21 protein-coding genes are annotated in these 21689 nt (G+C 65.8%); 18 read left to right on the top strand and 3 right to left on the bottom strand.

Features of this window, described 5'->3' with window-relative positions; translation table 11 throughout:
- Positions 1–33: 33 nt before the first annotated feature.
- Positions 34–1137 carry a BMP family lipoprotein gene (locus DES52_RS07015; RefSeq protein ID WP_110886075.1) on the bottom strand — a complete coding sequence of 368 codons (1104 nt, stop codon included), beginning with the start codon at positions 1135–1137 and terminating at the stop codon, positions 34–36.
- Positions 1138–1445: 308 nt separating this feature from the next.
- Here DES52_RS07015 and DES52_RS07005 point away from each other — a divergent pair, with 308 nt between their 5' ends.
- From DES52_RS07005 to DES52_RS06945, 13 genes are all read left to right on the top strand, one after another.
- Entirely contained in the window at positions 1446–2666 is a 1221-nt protein-coding gene (locus tag DES52_RS07005) for an ROK family transcriptional regulator (protein ID WP_211317874.1), read from the top strand.
- Entirely contained in the window at positions 2663–4198 is a 1536-nt protein-coding gene (locus DES52_RS07000) for a sugar ABC transporter ATP-binding protein (RefSeq protein WP_110886073.1), read from the top strand. The genes DES52_RS07005 and DES52_RS07000 overlap by 4 nt, the downstream gene beginning before the upstream one ends.
- Positions 4179–5183: an ABC transporter permease gene (locus DES52_RS06995; RefSeq protein WP_110886072.1), complete on the top strand. Its 1005-nt coding sequence runs from the start codon at positions 4179–4181 to the stop codon at positions 5181–5183. The genes DES52_RS07000 and DES52_RS06995 overlap by 20 nt, the downstream gene beginning before the upstream one ends.
- A gap of 70 nt (positions 5184–5253) precedes the next feature.
- Positions 5254–6213 carry an ABC transporter substrate-binding protein gene (locus DES52_RS06990; RefSeq protein WP_110886071.1) on the top strand — a complete coding sequence of 320 codons (960 nt, stop codon included), beginning with the start codon at positions 5254–5256 and terminating at the stop codon, positions 6211–6213.
- A 55-nt stretch (positions 6214–6268) separates the two neighbouring features.
- Entirely contained in the window at positions 6269–7291 is a 1023-nt protein-coding gene (locus DES52_RS06985; RefSeq protein WP_110886070.1) for a sugar phosphate isomerase/epimerase family protein, read from the top strand.
- Complete coding sequence (locus DES52_RS06980) at positions 7288–8457, top strand: Gfo/Idh/MocA family protein (RefSeq protein ID WP_110886069.1); 1170 nt, start codon at positions 7288–7290, stop codon at positions 8455–8457. Before DES52_RS06985 ends, DES52_RS06980 begins: the two co-directional genes overlap by 4 nt.
- Entirely contained in the window at positions 8454–9665 is a 1212-nt protein-coding gene (gene xylA, locus DES52_RS06975; protein ID WP_110886068.1) for a xylose isomerase, read from the top strand. The genes DES52_RS06980 and xylA overlap by 4 nt, the downstream gene beginning before the upstream one ends.
- Positions 9662–11125, top strand: coding sequence for a xylulokinase (xylB, locus tag DES52_RS06970; RefSeq protein ID WP_110886067.1), 1464 nt, complete (start codon positions 9662–9664; stop codon positions 11123–11125). The genes xylA and xylB overlap by 4 nt, the downstream gene beginning before the upstream one ends.
- A gap of 26 nt (positions 11126–11151) precedes the next feature.
- Positions 11152–13152, top strand: a complete 2001-nt coding sequence (gene ligA, locus DES52_RS06965) for an NAD-dependent DNA ligase LigA (protein ID WP_110886066.1) — start codon at positions 11152–11154, stop codon at positions 13150–13152.
- 18 nt (positions 13153–13170) lie between these two features.
- Positions 13171–13509, top strand: a complete 339-nt coding sequence (locus DES52_RS06960; protein ID WP_110886065.1) for an Asp23/Gls24 family envelope stress response protein — start codon at positions 13171–13173, stop codon at positions 13507–13509.
- Positions 13509–13988 carry a transcription antitermination factor NusB gene (gene nusB, locus DES52_RS06955; RefSeq protein WP_110886064.1) on the top strand — a complete coding sequence of 160 codons (480 nt, stop codon included), beginning with the start codon at positions 13509–13511 and terminating at the stop codon, positions 13986–13988. Before DES52_RS06960 ends, nusB begins: the two co-directional genes overlap by 1 nt.
- A complete protein-coding gene (locus DES52_RS06950; protein ID WP_110886063.1) occupies positions 13988–14851 on the top strand; it encodes a bifunctional 5,10-methylenetetrahydrofolate dehydrogenase/5,10-methenyltetrahydrofolate cyclohydrolase in 864 nt (287 codons plus the stop codon). Before nusB ends, DES52_RS06950 begins: the two co-directional genes overlap by 1 nt.
- The gene (locus tag DES52_RS06945; RefSeq protein ID WP_110886154.1) at positions 14848–15309 is read left to right on the top strand and encodes a divergent PAP2 family protein; all 462 of its coding nucleotides are present in this window, start codon (positions 14848–14850) and stop codon (positions 15307–15309) included. Before DES52_RS06950 ends, DES52_RS06945 begins: the two co-directional genes overlap by 4 nt.
- A gap of 1 nt (position 15310) precedes the next feature.
- On the opposite strand, the gene DES52_RS06940 is transcribed toward DES52_RS06945, so the two are convergent.
- On the bottom strand, positions 15311–15700 hold the full coding sequence (locus DES52_RS06940) for an NADH-quinone oxidoreductase subunit 15 (RefSeq protein ID WP_110886062.1): 390 nt from the start codon (positions 15698–15700) through the stop codon (positions 15311–15313).
- A 121-nt stretch (positions 15701–15821) separates the two neighbouring features.
- Here DES52_RS06940 and DES52_RS06935 point away from each other — a divergent pair, with 121 nt between their 5' ends.
- Together DES52_RS06935 and DES52_RS06930 are read left to right on the top strand one after the other, a co-directional pair.
- The gene (locus DES52_RS06935) at positions 15822–16064 is read left to right on the top strand and encodes a hypothetical protein (protein ID WP_110886061.1); all 243 of its coding nucleotides are present in this window, start codon (positions 15822–15824) and stop codon (positions 16062–16064) included.
- 168 nt (positions 16065–16232) lie between these two features.
- Positions 16233–18014: an acyl-CoA dehydrogenase family protein gene (locus tag DES52_RS06930; protein ID WP_110886060.1), complete on the top strand. Its 1782-nt coding sequence runs from the start codon at positions 16233–16235 to the stop codon at positions 18012–18014.
- Between the two features lie 138 nt (positions 18015–18152).
- Here DES52_RS06930 and DES52_RS06925 read toward each other — a convergent pair whose 3' ends face one another.
- Positions 18153–19355 (bottom strand): citrate synthase, encoded by a 1203-nt coding sequence (locus DES52_RS06925; RefSeq protein ID WP_110886059.1) that lies wholly within the window; start codon positions 19353–19355, stop codon positions 18153–18155.
- 68 nt (positions 19356–19423) lie between these two features.
- On the opposite strand from DES52_RS06925, the gene DES52_RS06920 reads away from it, so the two are divergent.
- The 3 genes from DES52_RS06920 to DES52_RS06910 are packed head-to-tail and all read left to right on the top strand — an operon-like array spanning position 19424 to position 21685.
- Positions 19424–20737 (top strand): beta/alpha barrel domain-containing protein, encoded by a 1314-nt coding sequence (locus DES52_RS06920; protein WP_110886058.1) that lies wholly within the window; start codon positions 19424–19426, stop codon positions 20735–20737.
- Positions 20738–20740: 3 nt separating this feature from the next.
- Positions 20741–21295, top strand: a complete 555-nt coding sequence (locus DES52_RS06915; protein WP_110886057.1) for a mycothiol transferase — start codon at positions 20741–20743, stop codon at positions 21293–21295.
- Complete coding sequence (locus DES52_RS06910) at positions 21296–21685, top strand: MmcQ/YjbR family DNA-binding protein (RefSeq protein ID WP_110886056.1); 390 nt, start codon at positions 21296–21298, stop codon at positions 21683–21685.
- Positions 21686–21689: the final 4 nt, after the last annotated feature.

Raw genomic sequence — 21689 nt, 5'->3', positions numbered from 1 at the left:
GAGCGGCGGGGTGTTTTCGTTGATGGGCGAGGATCAGCGGTCGGTCGGGACCTTGATGCGGCCCGCGATGATCGCTTGACGCACTTCCTCGAGGCGCTTTTCCTGCGCGTTGGAGATCAAGGCGCGGTTGTACTGGTCGAGGGCGAAGCCCACGCCGTTTTGCGCGAGGCCGAAGCGGCGCACGCCACCCTTGAACTTGTTCTGCGACACGTCGCGGATGAGCGCGTACACGGCGTTGTCCACGCGCTTGAGCATGGAGGTCAGGCCGTGGTTCAGCGTCGCCGGGTTGTTGTCGTAGTCACCGAGGCGGTTTTGGTTGGAGTCGACGCCGATGAAGAACAACGGACGCGTGTTGCCAGCGCAGGCCTTCGTGTACGAAGCGCTCTTGCGGACGTTCGCGAAGGTGTTGTTGCGGAACGTCACGCCCTTGGGCAAGTCCGTGGCCTTGATGCACTGCGTTTGCTTCACGTAGTCGATCAAGCCGTTGCCCGACGCGCCGGACGCGTGGAAGATGACGTCGGCGCCGCGCGACTTCATGCTCGACGCGATTTCCTTGGCGCGCGCGGGGTTGTTCCACGCTTCGGGCGTCGTGCCGACGTACTGCGCGATGACGCGGATGTTCTTGTTGGCCGCCTTGGCGCCCGCCGCGAAGCCCGCTTCGAACTTGTGGATCAGCGGGATGTCCATGCCGCCGATGAAGCCGACGACGTTCGTGGAGGTGTTGAGGCCCGCGAGGTAGCCGACGAGGTAACTGCCTTGCTCTTCTTGGAACAGCAGGCTGGCGACGTTCGTCGCGGAGCTTTCGGAGTCGACGAGGCCGAACGCGAGGTTCGGGTTTTCCTTGGCGACCGCCGTGATGCTCGACTCGTTGGCGAAGCCGACGCCGACCGTGAGGTCGAAGCCGTTTTGCGCGAAGGAACGAACGCCTTGGATGGTTTGGCTGGGGTCGGTGGGCTGGAAGTCGTTCACTTGGACCTTGAGGTCCTTCACAGCGCGCTGGGAGCCTTCCCACGCGGACTGGTTGAACGAACGATCGAACTTACCGCCGGAATCGAACGCGATTCCGACGCGAACAGGCGTTTGCGCGCTCGCGACAGCGCCGAGGGCCAGAAGCCCGAGTGCCAGAACTTTTTTCATTGCACGTCCTCCTGGAGATGTCGTGGAAAATCGTCGCGCCGAGCGCGTTCACGAACCTTTCCTTCGACCCCGAAGAAGTATACAGGGAAAAAATAAGCGCTGTCGCGTTGCGGCCTGATGCGTTTCTCACACGAACGTGCCTGCTTCACGAAATCGAGCGGCTTCGGCGTGACTTCGCTCGAACTTCGTTCGACTTCGGTTCGAAGTTCGGTCTTGTCGGATTGAAGTCGATGGGCTTAGACTCCGGACATCGAGCAAGAAACGCCTGAAGGATCGACTTTCCTTCGGCTTCATCTCCGGGAGGTGCCGTGACCCCACGAATCCGCACGCACATCGGGCTGTTGGGCTTGACCGAGGCGGCCCTGCTGTCCGCCGTGAGCTGGGAAGGACAAGTTTCCCGCCGCTTTCTCGTCGAGCGCACGGGCTTTTCCAAAAGCAAGGTCGTCGCCGCCATCGCGAATCTGCTGGAGGCGGGCCTCGTGCGCGAAAGCGGCCCGAGCGAATCCACGGGCGGGCGCCGCTCCGAACAGCTGACGCTTCACCCGGACCTCGGCGTGCTTCTCGCCGTGGACCTCGGCGCGACCAGCCTCGACGTCGCCGTGCTGAGCCTCGACATGACGCCCCTCGCCAGCCACCACGAGGCGGCCGACGTGCGGCACGGACCCGGACCCGTCATGACCCGCGTCAAAGCGATCATGAAGACCTTGCTCGCGCGGCTCGCCTTGTTGCCCGACGACGTGCTCGCCGTCGGAATGGGCGTGCCCGGCCCCGTCGCCTTCGACTCCGGCCTGCTCGTCAATCCCCCCATCATGCCGGGCTGGGAAGGCTTCTCGATTCGGGACGACCTCGCCGCGATTCTCGGGGCGCCCGTCTTCGTCGACAACGACGTCAACGTCCTCGCGCTCGGCGAGCTGTGGGCGGGACGGCGCTTCGCCGAGAACTTCCTCGTCGTGAAGGTCGGCACGGGCATCGGTTGCGGCATCGTCTGCGGCGGCCGCATCTACCGCGGCGCGGACGGCGCCGCCGGAGACGTCGGTCACATCTGCGTCGATCCGCTCGGGCCCGTGTGCCACTGCGGCAACGTCGGTTGCGTCGAGGCGATGGCGGCGGGTCCCGCCATCGCCAAAGAAGCGCGCGCCGCCGCCGAAAGCGGCGAAAGTGCCGTTCTCGCCGAACTGCTCAAGAGCGTCGGTTCGCTCACGCCCGTGGAGGTCGCGCGCGCGAGCCGGGAAGGCGACATGGTCGCCACGGCGATCATTCAACGCTCGGGCGTCTTGCTGGGCCGCATGCTCGCTTCGCTCGTGAACTTCTTCAACCCGTCGCACATCGTCCTCACGGGCGGCATCTCGCTCATGGGTCCGTTGTGGCTCGCGTCCATCCGTCAAAGCGTGTACGGACGCTCGCTCGCGCTGTCCACGCGGCACATCGAACTGCGCTTGTCGCGAATCCCCGATCGAGGCGGCCTGGTCGGGGCGGGGGTCTTGGCCCTCAACTCCACCCTCGAGGCCGCCAAGGCGAGGTCGCTATGACGAGCCCGGCTCGAACGCACGCCACGCACGTCGAGTTCTCGCACATCACGAAGCGCTTCGGCGACGTGGACGTGCTGCGCGACGTCAACTTCGACGTGGCGCGCGGCGAAGTCCACGCCTTGATCGGCGAGAACGGCGCGGGCAAGTCCACCCTCATGAAGATTCTCGGCGGTTACCACTCGCCGACGACCGGAGACGTCGTCGTGGACGGCGAGCGCGTCCGCTTCACGAGCAGCCGTGACGCCGAGGCCAAGGGCATCGTCCTCATCCACCAGGAATTCAACTTCGCCGAGGATCTCACGGTCGCCCAAAACGTCTTCTTGGGTCACGAAGTCGGCGGGCTCCTCGTGAACGACGCCGAGATGAACCGCCGCGCCGTGGACGCCATGAACCGCGTCGGCCTCGCGGTCGATCCGAGGACGCGCGTGCGAGAGCTGAGCGTGCCGCAAAAACAACTTCTGGAAATCGCCAAGGCCCTTTCGCGTTCGGCGACGTTGCTCGTGATGGACGAGCCGACGGCGGCCCTCACGCCCGGAGAGACGGAGGTGCTGTTCGGCGTCATGAGCGAACTGCGCGCCTCCGGCGTGACGATGCTCTACATCTCGCACAAGCTCGACGAGGTGAAGCGCGTCTCCGACAGCGTGACGGTCTTGCGAGACGGGCGGCTCGTGGCGACGCGGCCCGCCAGCACCTTGTCCACGCACGAGATGGCCAACCTCATGGTGGGGCGCGAACTCGCCGACATGTTTCCCCGGCACAACGCGCCTTCGGACGAGGAGGCGCTCCAAGTCGAGCACCTCGGTGTGCCCGGCTGGGCGGACGACGTGGGCTTCACGGTACGCCGCGGCGAAGTCCTGGGCTTCGCGGGCCTCATCGGTAGCGGACGCACCGAGGCGTTCGAGGGCCTCTTGGGCTTGCGCCGCTCCACGGTGGGAAGCATTCGCAAGCACGGCCGCCCCATACGCGTGCGCTCGGCGATCGACGCCGCTCGGCAAGGCATCGTGTACCTCAGCGAGGACCGCAAGGGCAAAGGGTTGCACGTCGACTTCGGCTTGCGCCCCAACCTCACGCTCATGACCTTGGAGCGTTACGCCCGACCTTTGCTGGACCGACGCGCCGAGGACGCCGCTCTCACGCGCGCCGTGAAAGAGTACGACGTGCGCGCGAGCCGACTCGACGTCAAGGCCGCGTCCTTGTCGGGCGGCAATCAGCAAAAGCTCGCCCTCGCCAAGATTTTGGAGCGAGACCCGGACGTCGTGATCCTCGACGAGCCGACACGCGGCGTGGACGTCGGCGCGAAGCGAGACATCTACCACCTCGTTCACAAGCTCGCCCAAGCGGGCAAGGCCGTCATCGTGATCTCCAGCGAACTGCCCGAACTGCTCGGGTTGTGCCACCGCCTGCTCGTGATGCGCGGCGGGCGCATCGTCGGCGAGCTCAGCGGCAACGACCTCGACGAGCAAACCGTCATTCAGTACGCCACGGGCCTGCGGGCCGATTCAAGGAGCGATCATGTCCACTCCCACCTCTGAAGCCGTTCGGCCCGCCAAGAGGCCCAACATCTTGGCGCGCATCGGCGCGCTCGGGCCGCTGCTCGGCCTGATCCTGCTCGCGATCCTCGCGACGTCGCTCAACTCGGACTTCGCCAGCATCTCGAACGTCTCCAACGTTCTGACGCGGGCCGCCTTCACGGGCATCATCGCCGTCGGCATGACCTTCGTGATCGTCTCGGGCGGCATCGACCTCTCCGTGGGCTCGCTCGCCGCGCTCACCGCCGGGTCGATGATCCTCATCATGAATTCCCTCATTCCCACGCTCGGGTCGGGCACGTCCACCATCCTCGTCGGAATGCTGATCGCGCTCGCCATCGGGGCGCTCGCGGGACTCGCGCACGGCACCCTCATCGCGCGCGGGCGCATCGAGCCCTTCATCGTCACCCTCGGCACGCTAGGGTTGTTCCGCTCGGTCCTCACCTACCTCTCCAACGGCGGCGCCATCAGCTTGAACGACACTCTTTCCGAGAAGTACAGCCCGGTTTACTACGGCTCGGTCCTCGGCGTGCCCATCCCGATTCTCGTGTTCGCGCTCGTCGCCTTGCTCGGCGGCTTGCTTCTCAACCGCACGAGGTACGGCCGCTACGTCCAAGCCATCGGTTCCAACGAGCAGGTCGCGCGCTACGCCGCCATCGACGTCACGCGCATCAAGATCCTCACGTACGTCCTGCTCGGCGTGTGCGTCGCCATCGCCACGATTCTGTACGTGCCGCGCCTCGGATCGGCCTCGCCCTCCACGGGTTTGCTGTGGGAACTCGAAGCGATCGCGGCCGTCATTATCGGCGGAACGGCGCTCAAGGGCGGCTCGGGACGCATCTGGGGCACGGTCGTCGGGGCGATTTTGCTCGTCACGATCGAAAACGTCCTCAACCTCACCAACCTCTTCAGCGTGTACCTCAACGCGGCCGTGCAAGGCGTCGTCATCATCATCGTCGCCTTCTTGCAACGCGGTCGGCGAACTTGACTCCTTCCTCGAGTTGGCACAGACGGCGCGGTGTTCGGACGTTCGACTCACTCCACATTCAGGAGGCAACATGAGCAAGCAATTCTCCATCGGCATGGCGGCCCTCGCGGCCATCACCCTCGGCATGACGGCCGCCGGACAATCGACGCCGCTCGTCATCGGCGTGTCCATTCCGTCCGCGACGCACGGCTGGACGGGCGGGGTCGTGTACCACGCCAACGAAGCCGCCAAGGATCTCGCCAAGAAGTACCCGAACGCCCGCTTCATCATCAAGACCGCGAACAGCCCCAGCGAGCAAGCGAACCAAATCCAGGACCTCTACACCGTCAACAAGATCAACACCCTCGTCATCCTGCCCTTCGAGAGCGCGCCCCTCACGCGGCCCGTCGCGAACCTCAAGAAGCAAGGCGTCTATACGGTCGTCGTGGACCGCGGCCTCACCGACACCTCCGCGCAAGACGCCTACGTCGCGGGCGACAATCCCGGCTTCGGCAAGGTCGCCGCGCAGTTCATGGGCAAGCAGATGGGCGGCAAGGGCAACGTCGTGATTTTGCGCGGTCTGCCGACCGTCATCGACAATCAGCGTGTCGACTCGTTCGAAGCGGCCATGAAAACGCAGTACCCGAACGTCAAGATCCTCGACAAGAAGTTCGGCAACTGGAACCGCGACGACGCCTTCAAGGTCATGCAGGACTACCTGACGCGCTACCCGAAGATCGACGCGGTGTGGGCGTCCGACGACGACATGGCCGTCGGCGTTCTCAAGGCCATCCAGCAAGCCAAGCGCACCGACATCAAATTCGTCCTCGGCGGCGCGGGCATGAAGGACATGATCAAGCGCGTCATGGACGGCGACAAGATGATTCCCGCCGACGTCACGTATCCGCCCGCCATGATCGCCGACGCGATGCGTCTGGCGACCGCCGCGCGCTCCAAGGGCCAGAAGATGCCCGCCAGCACCATCATTCCGTCCGTCCTCGTCACGAAGGCGAACGCCAAGCAGTTCTACTACCCGAACTCGCCGTTCTGAAGATCTCCACCCCCCGCCCCCCTCTCCCGCTTCGGGAGAGGGGAGAAGGAGCGCAATGCCTCGACCGATCACTCTCTTTACCGGCCAGTGGGCCGACCTTCCCCTCGCCGAGCTCGCCCCGCTCGCGAAGAAGATGGGGTACGACGGGCTGGAACTCGCGTGCTGGGGCGATCACTTCGACGTGACGCGCGCCTTGGAAGACGACGACTACGTCAAGCAGCGCCGTGAGCTGCTCGCCGACCACGAACTGCAACTCTTCGCGATCTCCACGCACCTCGTCGGGCAGGCGGTGTGCGATCTCATCGACGAGCGCCACCGTGACATCGTGCCGTCGCACGTCTGGGGCGACGGCGAGCCCGAAGGCGTGCGTCAACGCGCCGCGCAGGAAGTCTCGAACACGGGACGCGCCGCCGCCAAGCTCGGCGTGAAAGTCGTCAACGGCTTCACGGGCTCCAGCGTGTGGCACGCCTTGTATCAATTTCCGCCTACGTCGCAAGAGTATTGGCAGCGCGGCTTCGACGACTTCGCGCGGCGTTGGCTGCCGATTCTCGACGTGTTCGACGAGCAGGGCGTGAATTTCGGTTTGGAAGTTCACCCGACCGAGATCGCCTTCGACATCGCCTCGAGTCAGCGCGCGCTTCAAGCCGTGAAATTCCACCCGCGCTTCGGCTTCAACTACGACCCGAGCCACCTTGGCTATCAAGGCGTGGACTACGTGAAGTTCATCCGCGTGTTCTCGGACCGCATCTTCCACGCGCACATGAAAGACGCGTGGTGGGGTCACGGCGACGGCACCGTCGGCGTGTTCGGCGGTCACACGTCGTTCGGAGACGCGCGGCGCTTTTGGGACTTCCGCTCGGTGGGACGCGGCGACGTGAACTTCGAGGAAGTCATCGTGGCCCTCAACGACATCGGCTACCAAGGGCCGCTCAGCGTGGAATGGGAAGACTCGCGCATGGACCGATTCCACGGCGCGGCGGAAAGCGCCGCGTTCGTGAGGCGCCTCGACTTCGCGCCCGCGCAAGGAGCGTTCGACGCGGCCTTCTCGCGCAGCGAACAGCCGAAGGCGGAATCATGACCCGCAAGCTTCGCATGGGCATGGTGGGCGGCGGGCAAGGCGCGTTCATCGGCGGAGTGCACCGCAAGGCGGCCGCCCTCGACGGACAAATCGATTTCGTCGCGGGCGCGTTGTCGAGCACGCCCGAGAAGGCCGTCGCGTCGGGCCGGGAACTCGGCCTTTCGGGCGACCGTACCTACGGCTCTTGGCAAGACATGTTGGCGGGCGAACTCGCGCGCCCCAAGGACGAGCGCATCGACTTCGTGTCGATCGTGACGCCGAACCACGTTCACTACGAAGTCGCCAAGGCGTTCGCCGAGGCGGGCATTCACGTCGTGTGCGACAAGCCCCTCGTGCACACGCTCGAGCAGGCGCGCGACCTCGTGGGCGTCGTCGAGCGGACGGGCGTCGTGTTCGCCGTGACGTACAACTACACCGGCTACCCGATGGTGCGCGAAGCGCGCGACCTCGTGCGGGCGGGCAAGATCGGCGAGATTCGCAAGGTCGTCGTGGAGTACAACCAAGGCTGGTTGGCGCGTCACGTCGAGAACAAGCAGGCGGATTGGCGCACCGATCCGGCGCGCAGCGGCGTCGCGGGCGCCATCGGTGACATCGGCTCTCACGCCGAGAATCTCGTGGCGACGATCACGAATCTCGAACTCGATGCCATTTGCGCGGACGTCACGGCCTTCGTGCCGGGACGGCGTCTCGACGACGACGCGAACATGCTGCTGCGCTTCAAAGGCGGCGCGAAGGGCATCTTGTGGTGCTCTCAAATCGAGGTCGGCGGCGAGAACGATCTGCGCATCCGCGTGTACGGCACCGAGGGCACCTTGACGTGGCATCAGGAGGACCCGAACTACCTCGTCTTGGATTCCCTCGACGCCCCGCGGCAAGTCCTGACGCGCGGCAACGCCTACCTCGGTTCGGCCGCGAAAGCCGCGACGCGCCTTCCGACCGGGCACCCCGAGGCCTTCATCGAGGCGTTCGCGAACTTGTACGTCGGCGCCGCCGAGGCGATTCGCGCGGGCGACGAGGGACGCGCGCCCGATTCTCTCATCGCCGACTTTCCGACCGTCCACGACGGCGCGCGCGGCGTGGCGTTCATCGAGACGGCCGTGCGAAGCGGGCAAAGCTCGGAAAAGTGGACGCCCTTTTCGGCCCTTGCCCCGGAGGTGACCCCGTGAGCTCATTTCAAGCCACGCCCGCCGACAAGTTCACGTTCGGCTTGTGGACGGTCGGCAACGTCGGGCGCGACCCGTTCGGCGAGCCGACACGTACGGCGATCGACCCTGCCGCCATCTTGTCGAAGCTCGCCGAACTCGGCGCGTGGGGCGTGAACTTCCACGACAACGACCTCGTGCCGATCGACGCGAGCGCGTCGGAACGCGACGCCATCGTCGAGGGCTTTCGTCGCGCGCTCCAAGAAACGGGTTTGTGCGTCCCGATGGCGACCACCAACCTCTTCACGGACCCCGCCTTCAAAGACGGCGCGTTCACGTCCGCCGACGCGCGCGTGCGCGCCTACGCCTTGCAAAAGACCATGCGCGCCATGGACCTCGGCGCGGAGTTCGGCGCGAAGACGTACGTCTTTTGGGGTGGCCGCGAAGGCACGGAAGTCGACGCGGGCGGCAAGCTTCTCGACGCGATGTCGTGGTTTCGCGACAGCTTGAACTTCCTCGCCGAGTACAGCGAGGACCAAGGCTACGGGTACAAGTTCGCGCTGGAACCCAAGCCGAACGAACCGCGCGGCGACATCTTCTTGCCCACGGTCGGCAGCGCCCTGGGATTCATCGCGACGCTCGACAAACCCCAGATGTTCGGCGTGAATCCCGAGTTCGCGCACGAGACGATGGCGGGCTTGTCGTTTCCGCACGCGATCGCGCAGGCCATCGACGCGGGCAAGCTGTTCCACGTGGACCTCAACGACCAGAAGATGGGACGCTTCGATCAGGACTTGCGGTTCGGCGCGGAGAACCTCAAAAGTGCCTTCTTCACGGTGTACTTGCTGGAGACGAGCGGCTACGACGGCCCTCGGCACTTCGACGCGCACGCGCTGCGCACCGAGGACGAGGCGGGCGTGTGGGCCTTCGCGCGCGGCTGTATGCGCACCTACCTCGTCTTGAAGGAGAAGGTGCGGCAATTTCGCGAGGACGCCGAAATTCAAGCGGCGATCGAAGCGTACCGTGTTCGTGACGCCGAACTCGAAGGCCTCTCGAAGGGCTACTCTCGCGACAAGGCCGAAGCTTTGAAGAGCCGCGCCTTCGACCGTGGAGAACTCGGGCGGCGCGGGCCGGGCTTGGAGCACCTCGATCAACTCGTCACGGATCTCCTGCTGGGCGTGCGCGAACCCGCTCGTTCCTCGTCGGCGAGCGAGGCGGAGGCGACCCTGTGACCGAAGGCGTCACGCTGGGCGTGGACGTCGGCACGAGCGGCGTGAAGGTCGTCGCCTTGACGAGGCGCGGCGAGGTGATCGCCGAGGCGACGAGAAGCTATCCGCTGCACACGCCGCGCCCGGGGTGGACGCAGCAAGACCCGTCGGACTGGGTGCGCGGAGCGACCGAGGCCCTGCGTGACGTCGCGTCGAACTTGGACGGCCGCGTCCCGCTCGCCCTGGGTCTCTCCGGGCAGATGCACGGCCTCGTTCCGCTCGACGGCGGCGGCGACGTCATCCGCCCCGCGATGCTATGGAACGACGCGCGAACGGGCGCGCAAGTCGAGGCGATCGAGGCGCGCGTTTCGAGGGCCGAGCTCGTGGCCCGCACCGGCAACCGCGCCGTGGCGGGCTTCCAGCTTCCGAAGATTCTGTGGCTTCGCGACGAGGAGCCTCAAGCGTTCGCTCGCTTGCGCTGCGCCCTGCTGCCGAAAGACTACCTCGGCTTCGTGCTGACCGGGCAAAAGCGTACGGAACCGAGCGACGCCTCCGGGGTGGGCGCCTTGCACCTCGCGAGCAAGTCGTGGGACCGAGACGTCCTCTCGGCGCTCGACCTCGACGCCTCGCTCTTTCCGGACGTGATCGCGTCGCATGAAGTTGTCGGGACGCTGTCGGACGCGGTGGCGCAAGCTTGCGGGTTGCCTCGCGGCTTGCTCGTCGTAGCGGGCGGCGGTGACAACGCGGCGGCGGGCGTCGGGTTGGGACTCACGTCCTCGCGGCGAGACGTCGGCAGCGTCAGCCTCGGCACGAGCGGCGTGATCTTCGCGCCGCTCTCCGACGCGACGCCCGACCCCGAGGGGCGCGTGCACCTGTTCGCACACGCGGACGGCGGCTACCACCTGCTCGGCGTGACCCTCAGCGCGGCGGGCGCCTTGCAGTGGCTCAAGGACAAGATCGCGCCCGAAGCGAGCTTGGAGACCTTGCTGGAAGAAGCGCGCGGCGTAGGCTCTTCACAGGGCGTGACGTTCCTGCCGTACTTGGCGGGCGAGCGAAGCCCGTGGATGGATCCGGCGTTGCGAGGCTCGTGGAGCGGGCTGAGCCTCGCGCACGAGCGCGGTCACCTCACTCGGGCGGTGCTGGAAGGCGTCGCGTTCAGCCTCGCGGACGCCTTCGACGTCATGCGGCCTTTGTCGCACGTCGAGACCCTGCTCGCCACGGGCGGCGGCGCGCGAAGCGACTTGTGGCTCGGCCTCGTCTCCGGAGCGCTCGACAAAGCGGTGCGGCGACCGTCGCACGAGCCGGGCGCGGCGCACGGCGCGGCGATTCTCGCGATGCCCGCCGCCGGGCTGTACGCCAGCTTGGAGGAGGCGATGGACGCTTTGCGGCCCCGAGGCGACGCGGTCGCGGCGTTGCCCGCCGCCGCCGAGTTCGCTCTCTACCGAACGCGAAGGGACCTTGAGCGTCTCCACGTACCGACCTGAAGGGAAGCGCCTGGTAATGTGAGCGCATGACGGCCACGCGCTACCACGAACTCATCTCATTGATCGAGCACCACAACAAGCGCTACTACGAACTCGACGATCCAGAAGTCAGCGACGCGGAGTACGACGCGCTCATGCGCGAACTTCGCGAATTCGAAGCCGCCCATCCCGACCTCGTCGTGCCGAACTCGCCGACGCAACGGGTGGGCGGCGCGCCCAACACGACCTTCGCCCCGATTCGCCATCCGACGCCCATGACGAGCCTCGACAACGCCTTCAGCGACGAGGATCTCGCCGACTTCGAGGTGAAACTCGCGCGCGCCCTCGGCGGTGGCGGCGAGTTCACGTACACGTGCGAACTGAAGCTCGACGGTCTGAGCATCAACTTGTACTACGTGGACGGCGAGTTGCGGTGGGGCGCGACGCGCGGCAACGGCGCCGTGGGTGAGGACGTGACGGCCAACGTCCTCACGATTTCGGGCATCCCGAGAAGGCTCGAGGGCGTGACGGGCGAGTTGGAGGTGCGCGGCGAAGTGTTCTTGACGCGCGCCGAGTTCGCGCGCCTCAACACCGAGCAGGACGAGGCGGGCTTGCCGCCCTTCAAAAATCCCCGGAACGCCGCCGCCGGAACGCTGCGTCAAAAGGACCCGCGCGTCACGGCGAGCCGCAAGCTCGAAGCGTACTTCTACTCGGTCGGCAAGCGCGGCAACCTCAAGGCGCGGACGCAATGGGACTTGCTGCACGAACTTCAGGCTCTCGGCTTCCCGGTGAGTCCCTACTCGCGGCACGTGACGGGGGTGGCGGGCGCGGGCGTGTACCACCACGACATGACGGCCGCGCGCTCGACCTTTCCGATGGACGCCGACGGAACCGTCGTGAAACTCGACGATTTTCAGTTGCAAGTCGAGGCGGGCTTCACGTCACGCGCTCCGAGGTGGGCGATCGCGTACAAGTTCCCGGCCGAGGAAGCCTTCACGAAAGTCGAGGCGATCACCATCAGTGTCGGGCGGACGGGCCGCCTCAATCCGCTGGCGCACCTCGAGCCGCGCCTTATAGAAGGAACGGTCGTGCAGCGCGCGACGCTGCATAACGAGGACTACATCCGGGACAAGGACATCCGCGTCGGCGACACGGTCGTCGTGCACAAGTCGGGCGGAATCATTCCCGAGATCATCCGCGTGGTGCCCGAACTGCGCCCCGAGGAAGCCCAGGCTTTCCAGTTCCCGGCGCACTGCCCCGAGTGCGGGCACGAGGTCGTGCGCGAGGAAGGCGGCGCGGCGGTCGTGTGTCCCAATCCGCTGTGTCCCGCGCAGGCCGTGGAACGGCTCAAGCACTTCGTGTCGCGCGGCGCGATGGACGTGCGCGGCCTGGGCGAGAAGATCGTGGAGGCGCTCTTCGCGCAAGGCATCGCGCGAAACGCCGCCGACTTGTACGACCTCACCGTCGAGAAGCTGCTGCAAGTCGAGCGAATGGGGGAGAAGAACGCCACGAAGATCCTCGCGCAACTTCAGGAAAGCAAGAAAAAGCCCTTGTCCCGCCTTATCGTCGCCCTCGGCATCCCGCTGATCGGCGAGCGCAACGGTGGTGTCTTGGAGGCGAACTTCGCGAATTTGCGCGCGATCATGGACGCGTCGGAAGAGCAAATCGCGAACATTCCCGGCATCGGCGAAACGGTCGCGCACGTCCTCGTGACGGCCCTGCACGACCCGTCGATGGTCGAGCTTGTCGGGCGCTTGGAGGCGGCGGGCCTCAACACGACGTCCACCGTCGTGAAGGCGGGCACGGAACTCGAAGGACTGACCTTCGTGATCACCGGGACCCTTTCGCGCCCGAGACCAGAACTTCAAGAACTGCTGGAGCGGCACGGCGCGCGCGTGACGGGCAACGTCACGAAGAAGACCTCGTTCGTGATCGCGGGCGAGGAGGCGGGCGGCAAGCTCGCCAAGGCCCAGGAGATCGGCGTGAAGGTCCTCGACGAGGCGAGCCTCTCGGAAATTCTGAGCGCGCGCGGGGTCACGTTACAATGAGCTCCACTTGGAGGAGTTATGGAACTCGACATCAATAAAAACGTGTTGTACGACATCGCCTGCACGACGCTCGAACGCATCGAGGGCTTGGAAGTGACGAACTTGCCGATGAACGTCGGTGAGGTGCTCAACCGCTCGCCGCGCGGGCGACTGCGGTCGTTGAAGGTGAACCGCGACGAGTCGGGCGTCACCATCGACGTCAGCGTCAACGTGGAATACGGCAAGAACATCGTGTCGCTGTCGCGCGGTGCGCAACAAGCGGTGACCGAGAACATCGAACTCATGACGGGACTCAAGGTGAAGGCCGTGAACGTCACGGTTCAAGGCTTGACGTTGCCGAAGGGAGCGCAGGGTTGATGCGACGACGCGACACCGGGCCCGCGTCGGGACGGCGCGCGGCGCGCGAATTCGCCTTTCAGGTGATCTTCGAGTCGGCGCAGGGCGGCTTGCCGCTCGCAGAGGCGTTGACGCGCGCCGAGGGCGCGATGCGCACGGGCGGCGATCTTCACGCGGCGCTCGACGCGGACACGCTGACGTTCGCGCGTGAACTCGTCGAGACCTTCGAGGCGCGGCGGCACGACGTCGACGAGGTGCTGCACCGCACCATCCACGGTTGGAGTTTCGGGCAACTCGCGCAGACGGACCTCAACATCTTGCGTCTCGCGACGTCGGAATTGCTCGACGTGGAACAACCGCCCGTGCCGATCATCGAGTCGGCGGTTCGCATCGCCCGCAAGTTCGGCGGGGACGAGTCGGGCCGGTTCGTGAACGGCGTGCTGGCCAGCGTGCTGCGTACCCTCGGTCGGGACGCGGGCGAGAAGCCGAGGGACGCTTGATGGCGCGCGCCCTGCGCGGCGACGAGGCGTCGGCGGCCTTGCTCTCCGACGCGCGCGCGCGCATCGCGGCGTTGGGCTTCGTGCCGCACTTGCACGTCATTCGCCTCGGCGAGGACCCCGCGTCCGTGAGCTACGTGCGCCTCAAGGACAAGCGCGCCAAGGAGCTGGGTTTGAAATCCACCGTGCACGCGCTCGCCGAGGAGACGACGCAAGCCGACCTCTTGTCGCTCATCGAAGCGCTCAACTCCGACTCGGACGCGAGCGGAATCCTCGTGCAGCTTCCCCTGCCGAGGCACGTGGACGAGACGCGCGTGCTGGAGGCGATCGATCCGCTCAAGGACGTGGACGGCTTTCACCCCGTGAACGTCGGGCGACTGTGGTCGGGCGGGGACGCCCTGCCGCCGTGCACGCCGCAAGGCGTGATAGCGATGCTGAGGCACTACGACGTGGACGTCGCCGGAAAGAGCGTCGTCATCGTGGGCCGCTCGAACATCGTCGGCAAACCGCTCGCGGCCTTGCTGCTCCGCGCCAACGCCACGGTCACGGTCGCGCACTCGCGCACGCCGAACCTCGCTGACGTCACGAGGGGCGCGGACGTGCTGCTCGTCGCCGTGGGCCGCAAGCACCTCGTGACGCCCGACATGGTGAAGCCCGGCGCGGTCGTCGTGGACGTCGGCAACACTTGGGAGCGCCTGCCGGACGGCAAGAGCCGCGTGTTCGGCGACGTCCGTCCGGACGTGGGCGAGGTCGCGGCGGCCCTCACGCCCGTTCCGGGCGGCGTGGGACCCATGACGGTCGCGCAGCTTCTCGCCAACACCGTGTCGGCCGCCGAACTGCAAAGGAAGGCGGAGGTGACGCCCTGAACGGCTTCGAGGAACTGTTGTCGAACCGCTGGCTGTGGACGGCGCTCCTCGCGAACGTCACGGCGCAGATCCTCAAGGTGCTTTTGATTTTGCTCGTGGAGCGCCGCTGGGCCCCCGACAAGTTCCTGGAGACGGGCGGGATGCCGTCGAGTCACACGGCGATGGTCGTCTCGCTCTCCACCGGCATCGGCCTCACCCAAGGGTTGTCGAGTCCGCTGTTTGGAGTGGCCGTCGTGTTCAGCCTCATCATCATGTACGACGCGACGGGCGTGCGGCACTCCAGCGGACAGCAGGCGCGCTTGCTCAACGACCTCTTGGAGGAGCTTCGGGAAGTCGTGCGCGAAGGCTTCTCTCCCCGACCGCTGCGCGTCCTGCTCGGCCACACGTACCTGGAAGTCGCCGTCGGCGCCATCCTGGGCGTATTGTGCGCGCTGATCGCGTTCGTTTGGCTGCCCTGAATCAGCGGCCGACGCCGGTGAGCGCGCCTTCGAGGATGACGTGCAGGCGTTGGCGCGTGAAGGGCCGCTTGCCTTCCAGCAAGCCCGCGTCGTCCGCGTGCAGGTGCCAGTGCTTGCTGCCGCCCATGAGGCGCAAGCTCACGCCCTTGAGATCCGTGTGACGAGGGCTGACGGCCGCGACGAACAGCGGCCCCGTCGACGTGTTGAGCGACGCGCTCATGATGGTCGTGGGCAGGTCGTAGGCGCGCTCCATGCGGTAGATGTAATCGGGGAAGTCGGCGACCTTCTCGAAGATCAGACCGCGCTCTTGCGCGAAGTCCTGCATCCAGGCGAGAAGCGTCATCCAGTGGCGGTACAGCGCGGCGTCGTGCGCCTTGGAGTCGTGGGCCATTTGCTGAAAGTGTAACAAATCACGAGCGGTCGTGAAGGTTCGTTCACGCGCTTCTGGCCGTCCGCTCGCTCGAACGGCGCATTCTAGGGCCACTCAGTCGCGACGCGACGAAAGGAGCCCAATGGCCGATCAATACGACAAGCCGCGCTCGGAATCGCACCGCAGTGGGTTCTCGGGGCGCAACAACGAAGTCGAAAAACAGATGGATTCGGAAGTTCACCAGCTTCGCAAGCAGGACGAACAAAACGGAGGGACGATTCCCGAGGAATCCGGAAACGACTTCACTTTCCCCGATGAAGACCAGAATTTGGGACGCAAAACCGGGAACGACCTGCCCGGCGAAAAAGCTTCTAACCGCGACTGACGACGGCGCAGGCGACGTGTGAACGGTTCCCTCGGCTTTGATTGCCACCTCCCCTGATCGGGGAGGCTTCTTTTTGTGGCCTCGTTCGCCGTTCGCTGATTGGGGACCTACCCAAACGCTCGCCCGTTTGCTTATACTGAGTCCAATATTCCAACGCGGAGGAAAACCATGACCGTATTGCAAGACAAGGCGAGCGAGTCCAAGAACGTGTTCAAGGGTGGGATGTTCCTCATCGCCAGCCAGTCTCCCCAAGACATCTACACGCCCGAAGACATGGACGACACCCTGCGCCAAATCGGCGAGGTCACCGAGGCGTTCATTCAAGGCGAAGTGATGCCCGTCATCAAGGACCTCGAGGCCAAGCACGAAGGCCTCAACGCCAAACTCCTCAAGCAAGCGGGCGAACTCGGCCTCACCGCCGTCGAAGTGCCCGAGGAATACGGCGGGCTCGACCTTCCGAAAACCGCGAGCCTCGTGATCGCCGAGAAGTTCAGCCAGACGGGCGGCTTCGCCGTGACGTACGGCGCGCACCAATCCATCGGAAGTCTCCCCACCGTGTACTTCGGCAACGACGCGCAAAAGGCGAAGTACCTGCCCAAGCTCGCCTCCGCCGAGATGATCGCCGCGTACTGCCTCACCGAGCCGAGCAGTGGCTCGGACGCGCAAGCCGCCAAGACGACCGCCGTCTTGTCCGAGGACGGCACGTACTACACCCTCAACGGCTCGAAGATGTGGATTTCCAACGGCGGCATCGCCGACCTCTACACCGTCTTCGCGCAAGTCAAGACCGAGCAGGGCAACAAGCTCAGCGCCTTTTTGGTCGAACGCGCCTTCGAGGGGGTCTCCACGGGCGCCGAAGAGCACAAGATGGGCATTCGCTCGTCCTCCACGGTCGTGCTGCGCCTCGACAACGTGAAAGTCCCCGCCGAGAACTTGCTCGGCGGCGTCGGTGCGGGCGCCAAGATCGCCTTCAACATCCTCAATGTCGGGCGCTACAAGCTCGGCGCGGGCGGCGTCGGCGGCGCGAAGGACGCTTTGGCCATCTCCACGCGGTACGCGCTCGAACGCGAGCAGTTCGGTCAGCCCATCGCCAACTTCGGCGCGGTGCAAGAAAAGCTCGCCAACATCGCCCTGCGCACCTACGCCGTCGAGAGCGCCCTGTACCGCATCGTCGGCCTCATCGACGCGGCCATCGACGGCGGCACGGACAAGCTCAAGGCGATCGAGGAGTACGCCGTCGAAGCGTCCATGATCAAGGTGCTCGGCTCCGAACTTCTCGACTACGCGGTCGACGAGGGCCTGCAGATCCACGGCGGCGTCGGATACTCCGAGGAGTACGCCATCGAGCGCGCCTACCGTGACAGCCGCATCAACCGCATCTTCGAAGGCACGAACGAGATCAACCGCCTTCTCATTCCCGGCATGCTGCTCAAGCGCGCCATGAAGGGCGAATTGCCGCTCATGCAAGCCGCCCAAAAGCTCCAGTCGGAATTGATGGAGTTCTCCTTCGACGAGGACGAGGACGAGACGCCGCTCGCCGCCGAGACGAAGGTGACGGCGAATCTCAAGAAGGTCGCCCTGCTCGTCTCCGGGGCCGCCGCCATGAAATACGGGCCGCAACTCGAAAGCCGTCAGGAAATCCTGATGCGCGTCGCCGACATCGCCATGCTCGCCTTCGCCGCCGAGTCCGCCGTCTTGCGCACGCGCAAGCTCGGCAACCCCGAACTGCAAGTCGAGATGACGCAGGTCTACACGTACGAAGCCGCCGAGAAGGTCGCCACGCTCGCCCGCGAAGCCCTCGGCATGATCGCCGACGGCGACGATCTGCGCGTGATGCTGAGCGCCGTCAAGCGCTTCACGAAACACGAGATGCTCAACACCATCCGCCTGCGCCGTCACATCACGAAGGCCGTGCTGGAAGCGCAAGCCTACCCGGCGCCGAGAGCGTAATCTCCTCACCGCGTGGCCCCTCTCCTATCAAGGGAGAGGGGCTTTTCGTGATTCATCATCGACGGCGTCTTACGAGCGGCGTCGATGACGTCGATTCTGCGCGGTACGAGTGACATGGACCGCGTATCTCTCGAACGTTCATCGGTTTGGAAGCGGCCCGACGTACTTCGCGCGCGGTCGAATGAGGGCTTGGCTTCTCGCCGCCTCGATGGCGTGCGCGAGCCAACCGACCGTCCGACCGAGGGCGAACAAGGCGACTCCGTCGAGTGCGCCTCGCTTCAAGACGTGAGCGGCGAGGCTCAAGGCGAAGTCCACGTTGGGATGCAGGCCGAGTTCGGTGTGCGCGATCTCGGCGACCTCGCGGCCGACGCGGACGATCGGCTCGTCTCGAAAATCGTCTTCGATGACGTCCACAAGCGCCTTCGCTCGTGGGTCGCCGTTCGGGTAGAGGGTGTGGCCGAAGCCGGGAGGCGAGCCGTGACGCCGCGTGGCGCGTCGTAGCGCGTCACGCGGGCGCCCTTCGCCCGCGTCGGCGAGCAGGTCGAAGGCGAGTTCGGTCGCCAGTCCGTGCCGCACGCCCTGCAAGGCGCACAAGCCGGCGAGGGCGGCGTGGTGCACGCTCGCCCCGCTCGACGCGACGCATCGCGCGGTGAAGCTCGAGACGTTGAGCTCGTGATCCGCCGTGAGAACGAGGGCTCGGCGTACGAGATCCGCGCTTCGATCATCGCCGCGTCCCAGCGCGCGCGCGAGGCGACGGTGAAGCGGCAAGTCCGGCGCGGGCGGAACGCGCTCGAAGCGCTCGACGGTGGCGTACAACAGCGCGAGCACGCGGGCCGCGCTTTTCGGCAGGTCGTCGGCGCGTGTGAAGCCGGCTTGCAGGTCGTGCGCTCCGGCGTGCGTGAGGGCGTGCCCGAACGCTTCGAGGAGGTGCGCGCCCGAAGGCAGGGGCACCAGGGCGAGCTGGGCGTGCAGCGGCAGCGGCGGCGCGCGAAGCTCGCCCGACCACAAGAGGCCCGCGACCTCCTCGACGCTCGCGAACCGCGCGAGCTCGGTCGCGTCCATTCCTCGGTAGAACAGGCGGTCGTCGGCGATGAGGGTCAACTCGGATTCCAGGACGGGCGAGCCCCAGTCGAGCGCGGTGCGCGCGACGCGTTGAGGTTCGCGCCGATCCTCCTTGCGACGGACGAGGGTCGCGATGTCGTCGGCGGCGTAGGTTCGGGCGCGGGTCGTACCGCCCGCCGCTCGCGAGCGTACGAGGCCGCGACTGACGTAGGCGTACAGCGTCGCTTTGTTCACGCCGAGGCGCTCGGTGGCTTCGGCGGCGGAGATCCAGGAGGTCATGCCTTCAGCTTAATATTGATTCGCGAATCAAGATTGACGCAAACCGTCAAGTGACGGACGATGCCGCTATGACGAACCTCGTGAAGGACGTGCCCTCACCGGACCTCTTCCCGGACGCCTTTCCCGCTCAGTCCTTTCCTCGCTTCGTTTGGAAGGAGCGTCCCGAAAGCCTTCCGACGAGCGTGTGGACGACCGAGACGACGCACCGAGACGGCCAGCAAGGCGGTCTGCCCTTGACGGTCGATCAGGGCGTTCGGATCTACGAGCTCATGTGCGCCTTCACGGGCGCGAGCGGCGCCGTTCGCCAAGCCGAGTTCTTCGTGTACCGAGAATCGGACCGCGCGATGCTCTCGGCGGCCTTGGAACGCTTCGCGAGCGGCGCTCCCGTCGAGCCGACGACGTGGATTCGCGCGACGCGCTCGGACGCCGACCTCGTATCACGTCTCGGAGTGAGTGAAACGGGCATGCTCGCCTCGGCGAGCGATTACCACACGTTCTACAAGTTCAAGCCGGGCGGGCGGGCGAAGGCCGCCGAGACGTACCTCGACGCCGTGCGGGCCGTGCTCGACGCGGGCTTGAGACCGAGGCTGCATCTGGAGGACGCGACGCGCGCTCCCCGAGAGTTCCTGCTGCCCTTCGTGGCGTCCGTCCTTCAACTCGCTGAAGCCTACGGCGAGCGCCAGCGACCGAAATTTCGCGTGTGCGACACCATGGGCCTGGGGTTGCCGTACGACTTCGTCGCGTGGCCGAGAAGCGTTCCCGGCATGTTCGGCGAGCTTCGCGCACTTGGCCTGGACGCGGCGGACCTCGAGTTCCATCCGCACAACGACACGCACCTCGTCGTCGCGAACTGTCTCGCTGCCGTTCTCGCCGGGTGCGGCGCCGTCAACGGCACGCTGCTCGGCAAGGGGGAGCGCACCGGAAACGCACCGCTCGAAGGCGTGCTGCTGCATCTGGTCGGCATGGGCTGGTTCGAGGAAAACGCCCCCGACTTCACGGCGTTGAACGACCTCGCCGCCTTGTACGACGAGCTCGGGCAAGGCGTGCCGCCGAAGTACCCGCTCTTCGGGCGCGACGCGCATCGTACGCGCGCCGGCATTCACGCGGACGGACTCAACAAGTTCTGGCCGATGTACGCGCCGTTCGACGTGCCCAGGCTGCTCGGGCGGCCCTTGGAGCTCAGCCTCACGAAAGACTCGGGCCTCGCGGGCTTGATCTTCCTCGTCAAGACGCACACGGGACGGGACGTGACGAAAGACGACGCCGATCTGCGTGCCCTCCACGTCAGCCTCACGGCGGAGTTCGACGCGGGTCGCCAGACCGCCGTGGAGTGGGAGGAGATTCGGGAGCGTGTGCACGGGTGGGAGCGAGTGGTACGGTGAAGCATGACCGCCCCCGATCCTCAGTATTTGCTCATCGAAGATCTCGAAGGATACACGCCGCACGTCGCCCGCCTCGTCGGCATGATGAACTACACGCGCCTCACGACGTTGTGGGAAATCAAAGGTCTCACGGTCGAGCAACTCGATCACCGCATCGACGACAAGGCCAACTCCATCGGGGCGCTACTCGTGCACATGGCCGCCATCGAATCGTGGTTTCAAATCCTCACCTTCGAGGGCCGTGAGCTCTTCAAGCCCGAGGAGTACGACCGTTGGAGCGCGGCCATGGAACTCGGCGACCGAGCAAGGACCGAGATTCACGGGCACGACGACGCGTACTACCTGGACTTGCTGCGGTCCGTCAGAGACAAGACGTTGCGCGGATTTCGCGAGCGCGACGACGCGTGGCTGCACGAAAGCCGCCCGTTTTGGTGGGCGCGCGGCAACCACTACTTCATGTGGTTCCACGTGTTCGAGGACGAACTCAACCACCGCGGCCAGATCCGCCTGATCAAGTCGCGCCTGCCGCAAGCCCTCGCCGTTCGAGGCTCCGCCTGAATGGAGCTCGTCTCGGACATCCGGGAAGCGTGCGCGAAGCTGCCCGCCACGATCGAAACCTTTCCGTTCGACACGCAAAACCTGGTGTTCAAGGTCGGCGGGGAAGACCCGGATTCGGGCGCACCCGTCTTCCGCATGTATGCGATGGTGAACGTCACCGAGGATCCGTTGCGGCTTCTGGTGAAGTGCGAGCTCGCGCGAACGGCTCGCCTGCGTGACGAGTTCCCGGACATCGTCCCCGCCGCGTACTTCGGCGGCCACTGGATTTTCCTGCCTCTCGACGGGTCGCTGCCGACCCCGCTGCCCTTGGAGCTTTTGCACGCGTCGTACGACCTCGTCGTGAAGCGAAATCTTCCGAGGCGCGTGCGAGAACGCCTCGCGACCCGTTAGACTG

The organism is Deinococcus yavapaiensis KR-236 (genome assembly GCF_003217515.1).
GTDB classification, from domain to species: domain Bacteria; phylum Deinococcota; class Deinococci; order Deinococcales; family Deinococcaceae; genus Deinococcus_A; species Deinococcus_A yavapaiensis.
The sequence above is the reverse complement of the archived record's forward strand: the minus strand, read 5'-3'. Positions and strand labels throughout refer to the sequence as shown.